This window comes from Dellaglioa sp. CoH-57-MRSF-19, assembly GCF_056781975.1.
Genome location: NZ_JBXAXW010000012.1, coordinates 1 through 4,217 on the forward strand (window position 1 = coordinate 1; position 4,217 = coordinate 4,217).

Here is a 4,217-nt window from a genome sequence, read left to right on the forward strand (position 1 = left end):
AGATATTGTGGTAATTCCTCTTGAATGCGCTGTAAGGCTTCACGATTGAATATACGCTTAGCTGAGAGCTTTCTATCATCATCAAAGGGCACAATGCCCATATGCATGTGAGGGGTCTTCTCGTCCAAGTGAACGACCGCATAACGAATATTTTCGTCGCCATAGTTATCTGCAAAATATTGTTTGGCTGTTTCAAAATATTTACGGGTTTCGACTTCGTCTAATTGCTCAAAAAAATCTTTGTCACTGGTTAGAATCCACTCATTGACTAAAACAGCGTCTTTGCGAACTGCCCGCTTACTAGCTTTATTTTCGTTGATATAGGCTTCAATATCCGTTTTAAAATTATCAGTGCGCCCAGCCACCAAATCATAATTCAAGTGGGAGCGGGAAACATCAATATCTTCGTTGCTGTGATTAGTCGTTTTCCGTTGGTCATGATTGCCAATACCGACTAAATTATCAGCTTTTAATTTCGTCATTCTAGCCACTACAAAACTCATAGTACGCACCTCATTTCGGAGTTATCTTCCAAGTAAAGTATAACCCACTATACTTCACTCTGTGAAGTGTGGTCTCTGCGAGGCTAAAAACTGTCTGTCCACTTTGCCCCTTTTTTCGCCTTTAGGCTGAAAAGGTTCGACGTGAACAGGCACAAAAAAAAACGCCTACAGCTGTCCTTTTTTCTAGTAACAGAAATGATATTTTCACCTTTGCATTTTTCCGCAACGATTGCAAATTCATTTCAATATCAAATTCAAAACAACAGACCTTGCCACTTTTTCAAAAGTGGCAAACCCAGAAAATTTCTACATGTCTCCGACGGCTCGAAAACGAGTTGCCAAGAGGGTGGAAAATCAGTGGATCGTATCAACTTCTTAAATTCCTTCCGATTTGCTTCAGTCAGACATTTATCGTTGACCCTACCGTTTATTTTCCCACTGGCCAAATAAAAAAGAGTAGCCTAAGCTACCCTTTTCTAAAAAAATAGTTCAACAATCGCGCCCATTGAAGGTAAATTTTTAAGAAATAACATTTTTTCATTTTACTTAGAAAATATAATACTAGCCCCTTTTATCACATTTTTCCGTACAAATAGAAATGCATATTCTCTTGTAATTCTGGCAAATCGAGCGTTTCTTCAGCTAATCGTTCCAAACCTTGATGTTCATAAAAGCCAAAATTACATGTCGTATCCGTAAATAAGTAAAATGTCTTAAGATTTTCAGATGTCATATAATCTAAAAATTGTTGATACAATTGTTTACCGATACCTGAACCACGTTGGTTTCCATCTACAACAAAAAAAGCTAATTCACCATCAAAGTTTGTACCAATGCTCTTTAAAAGAATTTCATCAACTTCTTCAAATTTTTGAAACGTCTTTCCAATTTTACGCCCTTCTTTAGATATAGCAATTCGTGCAACAGCAATTCCTTGCCGAATAAGATACCTTAGTGGTTTACGATGTGTTTCTCTATTTTTACCCATAATAATACCAACAGGCACTTCATTAAAAACAGCAACACTAGTAAATGTTTGATTAACAAGACAACTGGCAAGATATATTTTAGACAGTTGTTTAGCTAATTTTGGGCTTCCTAATCGATCGTAGTTCCATGATTTGCGAATCATATCTTCCAAGATATGATAATCGGATGGTTTAATAGGACGGTATTTAATATCTGCTTGTGTCATTACTTTTCCTCCAAATAATTAACTTCTAAATTGTTCTTAAATCCAATATATTCCACGTCAATAATCATTACTTAACCTCTCCAGTCTCAATATTTATTTTATTTCTCCCATTTCTATCAATTCCTCAAATCCTTCAACAAAGTAATCTCTATCTTTCAAACAAACAACTCGTTTTTCTGGACCTTCAGGTGTCTCAGTTTCACTTAACTTTATACCACAAATAAAGCATTGACCTAAAAGCTCTTTAGTCGGGATAACATTTTGATCAGTGTATTCTAAGTATTTCTCAACATCACTTTCACTAAACTCTCTCATGCTCTCACCCCTCTCTCATTCTTTATTTCTCCTGTATCAGGATCAATGGTTTTTGAATAGACCGGACGATAACCACATTGGTAATTTGCATCAAAATATAGTCGAAAAATTCCAGAAGAACTTGAAATTATTTCATTCACATATTTCATACTCTCAATTCCAAATTCGTTACCTCTTTGTCTGATAAACGAGCTTAATTCCTTTACATTAACAATGTTATATTCATCTACAATTTCAAGTAAAGTCTGCCTTAATTCTTTCTTTTCATTTTCATCAAGTGTTACGTATCTATCAATATCAAAATCATTTATAAAGATTAAATCTTTTTTATCGTAGCGGTGTTTACCTTTCTTAATTGCATCAGAACTTTCATGCGTTAAATACTGAAAATAATACTCCACGCTATCAACAATTTCGATATGAGATACAGATTGATCACCTAAATTACGTTTTATTTTTTTCCGAATACTTTCAACAGTAACCGGATTACGAGCAATATACAAAACATGATAATGTGGTTTTTTATAAATTGATCCACCAGCACTTATTATCTCTTGTTCATCAGGAGTCATATCTTTAAATTTTCGTTCAGTTTTATCTAAATTATGGAGCGGACTAATCGCCATAGGAATACCAGTTTTTTCTAAATTTTCAATAAAGTTTTCAGGAATACTTTCAGGATACAAAATGAATGCAAAGTTTCTAGCCTTTGTATTTTTAGTAGTCATATAGTATAATCACCTTTAGAAAATAAAAGCATTTTTCACGAGCGAACTTGAGAGAGGGCGCTCTTTTTTTATGCTCATTTTTCTCCTTTCTTAGATTTTTCGATAACATCACGCATATAGTTTCTAATATCGTAAGTTACAATTTTTCCTTCACTTTTTAAAATCTCTTTGTAATCAGCATACATCTTTTTAGGTATTCTAACGGTTACAACTTGATATTCTGTTTTCTCTTCAGGCATAAAACTCACTCCTTTATTTTTTTATCATTATACATCATTATATACTTATAGTCTATATAGTCAAAAAATAACCCGTTTAAAAAAACGGCGGTCAAAACGGCGGTCAAACGGCGGTCATAAAAAAACTCCCAAATCCATTGGGAGAGTAAGCGTAAAGTCCTATTCAAGTAAAATTTGGCACTCGGCACTTATAGGGGGGTCGTAGTACGGGAGCGAAATTCGCTCCCTGCCCCCTGATTTTCAAAATTTTTATCCCACTCAAACCAAAATATGGGCTCCGCCCAAACCCGCAAGCTGTGTCAGCTTGACCCCATAAATGAGCGGGAGCTCCCGCTCAAACTCACCCCGCACTCGCCGTGGGGCAGGCAAAAAAAGCAGGTGTGCTTTTCTTTGCATGCGCAAAAGTGTTTTATCCGCTAGTCTATCAACTCCTTAAAGCCTCAAAAAGGGGCTAACTGCTAAAGCAGCAAGCCCCTTTAATTCGATTTACCGTTGACAGACACAAAATTAACGACGTTCAATCTAGCCAGATGTTAAATTAAGCTCTTAAATGCCATTTTAAGCCCATATAAGCGTTTTAAAGATGTGGACCGCCTAATTCATCAGATTTATGTTTTTCGAGTTCCTGTGAGCTTTCAGGGGCTTTTTTAGACGGTTCTTTTAGTCCTGCACGTTCTAGCCACTTGTCAGGTAAATTGATACCTAGTTTTTTGTGTAGAAATTCATCAACATTGCGGACAATGCCTTGAAGTGTTCCGACTAACTTTTGCAATCGCTCATTCTCTCTTTCGAGGTCATTATAGTCCCACGTTGTTCTAGTCAGTTTATCTCTTAACGAGTCGGCTTCACGCCTTGCTCTAGCATGCATTTGATTGTAATTATCACTAAAAGACGCCCGTTGTTCCAAATCAGCGAGATCAGATTTATCAACCATGACTTTATTTTTATTCAGCAAAGTTGGTTTACTAGCAATTTTTTTGTTATCCCGTGGCTTGATTTCATCAAGCTGTTTTTTAGTATCTGCAAGCTTTGCTTGTGTCTCTTGTTTTTCGGTCTCTATTTTTTTCAAATCTTCCCGCATAGTTTTGTATTCGGGTACTGATAAATTCTTACGCTCTTTGTTTTTGTTGCCACGTTGAACATCAAAGCCATTCTCTTTGAGATATTGTGGTAATTCCTCTTGAATGCGCTGTAAGGCTTCACGATTGAATATACGCTTAGCTGAGAGCTTTCTATC

6 protein-coding genes are annotated in these 4,217 nt (G+C 36.0%); all 6 read right to left on the minus strand.

From position 1 onward, the window contains the following. A partial coding sequence (gene mobV, locus AC1RO3_RS07740; RefSeq protein WP_481762199.1) for a MobV family relaxase occupies positions 1-503 on the minus strand: 503 nt, incomplete at its 3' end. Positions 504-1,077: 574 nt separating this feature from the next. Beyond that, positions 1,078-1,698 (minus strand): GNAT family N-acetyltransferase, encoded by a 621-nt coding sequence (locus tag AC1RO3_RS07745; protein WP_481761989.1) that lies wholly within the window; start codon positions 1,696-1,698, stop codon positions 1,078-1,080. A gap of 93 nt (positions 1,699-1,791) precedes the next feature. Further along, positions 1,792-2,013, minus strand: coding sequence for a hypothetical protein (locus tag AC1RO3_RS07750; protein ID WP_481761990.1), 222 nt, complete (start codon positions 2,011-2,013; stop codon positions 1,792-1,794). Further along, on the minus strand, positions 2,010-2,741 hold the full coding sequence (locus tag AC1RO3_RS07755) for a replication protein (RefSeq protein WP_481761991.1): 732 nt from the start codon (positions 2,739-2,741) through the stop codon (positions 2,010-2,012). The genes AC1RO3_RS07750 and AC1RO3_RS07755 overlap by 4 nt, the downstream gene beginning before the upstream one ends. 74 nt (positions 2,742-2,815) lie before the next feature. Next, positions 2,816-2,980, minus strand: a complete 165-nt coding sequence (locus AC1RO3_RS07760; protein ID WP_481761992.1) for a transcriptional regulator — start codon at positions 2,978-2,980, stop codon at positions 2,816-2,818. A gap of 577 nt (positions 2,981-3,557) precedes the next feature. Next, a partial coding sequence (locus AC1RO3_RS07765; RefSeq protein ID WP_481762200.1) for a plasmid recombination protein occupies positions 3,558-4,217 on the minus strand: 660 nt, incomplete at its 5' end.